Genomic DNA, 4,487 nt, shown 5'->3' with positions numbered 1-4,487 from the left:
CATAGGTAAAAATTGGAGGCATCCCGCAAACCTCGCTTGTAATGGCCCGCATGAAGTTGCAAGAACTCAAACTAATCAGAAGTGAAGGGCGCTGTCCGGCGTCTGAGCTGAAAGATGAGAAGCAACGATTATTAGAAGAGAGTCAAAAACCGAAAGCGGCAGTGCTGACAGTTGAAGGGTTGGTTGAGCTGTACCTGACTGAACGGATAGAAGACCGTAAAAGTAATGACGGAAAAATCATTCCAGGAGCGCGCAAAAAGAAAGGGCAAAAGGAGGTGCGGCGTACATTGGAAAATGATGCAGTTGCCAAACTAGGTGCGCGTGTTGCAGCAGAAATCACCCGTAAAGATATCGTCGAACTGGTTAATGGAGTGATTGAACGAGGTGCCAAAGTTCAAGCAGGAAATCTGTTGCGTGAACTATCCTCTGCCTATGAATTTGCAATTGGCTTAGGCCGCTTCGATGACAACTTTGCTAACCCGGCACTGTTAGCTAAATCCAGTCTACGCCAGACCAACATCAAACTGACCTGTGAACGTGGCACTCGAATACTGAGTGAGAAGGAATTAGCTAAATTCCTCCATTGGCTTCCTGGCTCAGCTTATACGCCAACGATCAAAAACGTGCTTCGGCTGACGCTCTGGACTGGGTGTAGAACAGGTGAGGTCTGCAATATGGCTTGGGAGGATGTTGATCTAAATAAGGGCACTATTCATCTACGAGAAACCAAGACAGGGGTAGAGCGCTATGTTCAGTTATCCGATCAGGCTATCGACTTTCTTAAAATTCTGCGCCTCAACTCCGATAAATATTTGTTCCCTTCCCAAGCTACCAAAAAACCAATTCAACAGAAGTACCTGACCGAAAATTCATGGCGTTTACGTGAAAGCGGTCAAATGCTTGATATACCTCATTGGACGCCTCACGATCTGCGTCGTACAGTGCGTACAGTGCGTACAGGGCTATCTCGTTTGCAATGTCCTAATGAGGTTGCAGAGGCTGTGCTGGGGCATACACGTGGAGGTGTTGAGGGGATCTACAACCTGTATAAGTATGATGCTGAATGCAGAAAATGGTTGCAGTTGTGGGCTGATTATATAAATAGCTTACAAAGAATTATACCCTAAATGCTTAAAAGCTATTATGGTATTTATAATTTTTCTACATTTGTATTTATGAAGAATCATAAAGTATATTTCTTAAGGATAATGTAAATGAATAGATCTGTTTATTTTGATTTGTGTGAAAGACGGTTGTCTTTATTATGCTATAGTGTTGAGATTAGAGGTAAACTGAATATACTTAATTTCAACCTTCATTGTGAGGATTTTTATGTTTACTTCTTTAATTTATTGTTTGGATATAGTTTAGAAAACACTAATCAACAAAGTAATAATTTCGAAGGAATAGATTTAATTGACCAGAATAATAAGATAGTTTTACAGGTATCCGCAACAGCTACAAAAGCTAAGATAGACTCAGCCTTAACAAAAAATCTAAGTGTGTATAAAGGTCATCAGTTTAAATTTATCTCGATAGCTAAAGATGCCAGTGAGTTAAGAAGTAAAATATATAAAAACCCACATGCTTTGGTTTTTGCACCAATTGATGATATTCACGATGTCAAGACTTTGTTGAATTTCATTTTGCATTTGGATATTTCTAAACAAAAAGAGGTTTATGGGTTTTTACGAAGGGAGTTAGAAGATGAATCTAGTAATAGCCTTAGTGAAACTAATATCGCCGCAATAATAAATGCCCTTGCGAAGGAGGATTTTACTATTGTCGATAGTGTAGATCACCCTAAAGCATTTGATGTGGAGAAGAAAATTGTGTTCAATAATCTAAATGCTGCTGAATACATTATTGAAGACTACAAAATTCATCATAGCAAGGTTTCCCATATATACTCAGAATTTGACCAAATGGGAAAAAATGTTAGCGTATCAGTTCTAGCTTCATTCCGTAGTTGTTTTAGTAAGTTAAGTATGAACTACTCGGGAGATGAACTTTTCTTTAAAGTAATTGAGAGTTCGATTGAAATTGTTAAAAAAAGTGCGAATTTCTCACATATTCCCTTAGAAGAATTAGAACTTTGTGTTAGCATATTAGCAGTGGATGCGTTTATACGCTGTCGAATTTTCAAAGATCCAAATGGAGTGAATGATGTTACTACCGAAAGACATTCATCCTAAAGATTGCCTCTATTATAACGGTGGTTTTATTATTGATGTGCTTAAAAGTTTCGGTGAGTTAGAGTTAATTGAATTATTTTGTGAAACAGTAAAGACAACAGAAATGTCAATATCTATTTTTATTTTATCATTAGATTGGTTATTTCTTATAGGTATAGTTGAGTTAAATTCAAACGGGAATTTAGAGTATGTTCATAAAATCTCTCCGGATAACTAACAAAGATGGTGTTGTTAGATTAATATCATTTCGTTCTGGTTTGAATTTAATTGTTGATGAAACACCAATAGAACCAACTAAAGTCACAGGTAACAATGTTGGCAAAACAACTGTATTGATGTTAGTCGATTTTTGCTTGGGTGCAGATGCTAAGGCTATATATACGGATCCTGAAACAAAGAAAGGAGAGTATACCCTAGTTAAAGATTTTTTAATGGATAAAGAAGTTGTAATTACGCTGACTCTTGTTGATGATCTTCGTGATCCATTATCCAGAACTGTCGTAATTGATAGGAACTTTCTACAGCGTAAAAAATCGATTAGGCAGATAAATGGTAAGCAAAAAACGGCTGACGAATTTGAAGAAACATTGACAAACATGTTAATTCCTAACCATTATGGAAATAAGCCAACATTTTCACAAATCATATCAAATAATATAAGATATAAAGAATTAAGTATTACAAATACCTTGCGGACACTTAATTCATTTACTCGTGATGATGAGTATGAAACTCTGCATCTTTTTCTTCTGGGATGTGATTTTGAGAAAGGAGCTACTAAACAAAATTTACTTGCTAGTATACGCATGGAGACTACTTTTAAAAATAGGCTGGAATCAAAGCAGACTCGTACGGCATATGAAGCATCGCTAGCTTTACTACTTAGTGAAATCGAATATCTAGATTTTAAAAAATCTACATTTTACATAAATCCGAATTTTGAAAATGATCTTAATGCTCTTGATAGTATAAAATATCATATAAGTCTCACTGGCTCTAAAATAAGTAAACTTAAGTTAAGAAAAGAACTTATAATGGATGCAGTTGAGGATATTCAAAGTGGTATAATGGATATTGATACAAATCAGTTAAAAGGTTTGTACCACGAAGTAAACACTAAAATAACAAATGTTCATAAAAGTTTTGAGTCCTTGCTTGAATTTCACAATAAAATGGTTGAGGAAAAAGTTAGATATATTTCCAAGGAATTGCCTGAGTTATTATCAGGAATTCAAGTGGAGAAAAATAAATTGTCTGATATTATTTTAAAAGAAAAAGAATTAGTTGCTAATATTAATAAAAGTGGTTCTCTCGATGAGCTAGAAGGATTAGTTAATGAATTAAATATAAAGCATAGAAAAAAAGGTGAGTTTGAGACAATAATAAATCAAATTGAGCAAAGTGAAAAAAGTATTGAAAATCTTAATAAAAAAATCACTACTATTAATGATAAACTATTCTCAAATGAGTTTGAAACTGAAGTTCAGACACAGATAAACAAGTTTAATAAGTATTTCTCATCTATATCTCAAGAGTTGTATGATGAACAATATGCTCTTAAGTTTGATAAGGTTACAAATAAAACGGGGCAGAAAATATACAAGTTTAGTTCTTTCAATACCAACTTTAGCTCAGGGAAAAAACAAGGTGAGATAGTTTGCTTCGATATTGCCTACCTCTTATTTGCAGATGAAGAGAATATTCCATGCCTACACTTTCTATTGAATGACAAAAAAGAATTAATGCATGGGAATCAGCTAGTAAAAATTGCCAATCTTGTTGAAAGGCATAAGTCTCAAGTTCAATATATCGTATCAATATTGAAAGATAAGCTTCCATTAGAACTCAATGATGAGAGAAATTTCATTGTGAAACTCTCTCAACAAGAAAAGTTATTCAGAATTGAAAATAGTTAAAGATAGAAAATAGTTTGTGTGCAACAACCTGAAATTTTATGCAACGAAGCAGTTAAATAGATCGTTGATCGTAAATGTATCGCAATCTGACTTTACAACAAACCTACACACTGTATGCAGGTAGGTATAAAAGTAAATACAGTATATTTTCTGGCGGAATATTTAGACTTAGCTATGCGAAGCTGTAAATTGATATAAAATTTAACCAGCACCTATATAAAACAGAGGTCTGCCATTAATAAATCAAAGATCACAGGGTTGAGCGTGATGTACACCAGACGCACCCAGTAGCAAAGCGATAAACCCAGCGCCCCCTAAAACTACAGTAACCGAGCGGCGAACTCGCGTTGTGTGATTTAAATCATGTAATAAGCTG

The 4,487-nt window shown here is 34.9% G+C and carries 3 protein-coding genes and 1 pseudogene; all 4 read left to right on the top strand.

Features of this window, described 5'->3' with window-relative positions; translation table 11 throughout:
- Positions 1-5: 5 nt before the first annotated feature.
- Positions 6-1,127: pseudogene (locus tag AC971_RS25415) on the top strand (tyrosine-type recombinase/integrase); the annotation flags it as partial.
- Between the two features lie 87 nt (positions 1,128-1,214).
- Positions 1,215-2,195 (top strand): ABC-three component system protein, encoded by a 981-nt coding sequence (locus AC971_RS21135; RefSeq protein WP_025382674.1) that lies wholly within the window; start codon positions 1,215-1,217, stop codon positions 2,193-2,195.
- Positions 2,167-2,412, top strand: coding sequence for an ABC-three component system middle component 6 (locus AC971_RS21130; RefSeq protein ID WP_025382675.1), 246 nt, complete (start codon positions 2,167-2,169; stop codon positions 2,410-2,412). The genes AC971_RS21135 and AC971_RS21130 overlap by 29 nt, the downstream gene beginning before the upstream one ends.
- Positions 2,384-4,111: a DUF2326 domain-containing protein gene (locus tag AC971_RS21125; protein WP_025382676.1), complete on the top strand. Its 1,728-nt coding sequence runs from the start codon at positions 2,384-2,386 to the stop codon at positions 4,109-4,111. The genes AC971_RS21130 and AC971_RS21125 overlap by 29 nt, the downstream gene beginning before the upstream one ends.
- Positions 4,112-4,487 lie beyond the last annotated feature (376 nt).

It is taken from the genome of Yersinia similis (assembly GCF_001053095.1).
Taxonomy (GTDB): domain Bacteria; phylum Pseudomonadota; class Gammaproteobacteria; order Enterobacterales; family Enterobacteriaceae; genus Yersinia; species Yersinia similis.
This window is presented reverse-complemented; position numbering and strand designations above follow the sequence as displayed.